The sequence below is a fragment of the Bacillus sp. P4_D3 genome (assembly GCF_056401855.1).
This window is the reverse complement of sequence record NZ_JBFUIN010001346.1, coordinates 1-527: the sequence shown is the minus strand read 5'-3', so window position 1 is coordinate 527 and position 527 is coordinate 1. Positions and strand designations below refer to the sequence as shown.

The window sequence follows — 527 nt, the reverse complement described above, 5'->3', positions numbered from 1 at the left end:
GTACCACGTGCGGGAACAATTGATTCTATTGCGGCATTTTTTAGTGTATCGCCGATAGGGGTGGCATTAGGAGGAGCTGCAACCATTACGGCGCGGTTATTCCAATCTCCAACACCTAATAATAGCTTCACAGCGGTACCAGGTGCTGTTGTAACGCTAGCACCTACTCTAACGGGGCTTACCTTAGGCGCGTTTGCCCGTGGTCTTACAACTGGAATAGGGTTTACAGTAACTCCAGAGACACGTTTATTAATGGTTTTCTCTGTTCAAACTCCAGGTACGGGGACGGATGTTATAACTGGTTATGCAAGTGCAGGGGTGAATATTCTTTAGGTACAAGAGGATGTTACTAGTTTGTAAAAAAGGAAAGGCGTAATCTTAATGATTGCGTCTTTTCTGTTAAATAATTGTACTTGAGCACCTAATGGAATTAGGTGTATTTAGACAAGGTTATAATTTTAGGATATAGTTCTATCATTTTACAATTTGTATATAAGAATACAAATCGTATTCTTAGCGTGCCAGCT

The 527-nt window shown here is 41.0% G+C and carries 1 protein-coding gene; it reads left to right on the top strand.

All coding sequences use genetic code 11. The features are described from left to right. A partial coding sequence (locus AC1DTM_RS31250; protein ID WP_477001794.1) for an exosporium glycoprotein BclB-related protein occupies positions 1 to 333 on the top strand: 333 nt, incomplete at its 5' end. Between the last annotated feature and the right edge of the window lie 194 nt (positions 334 to 527).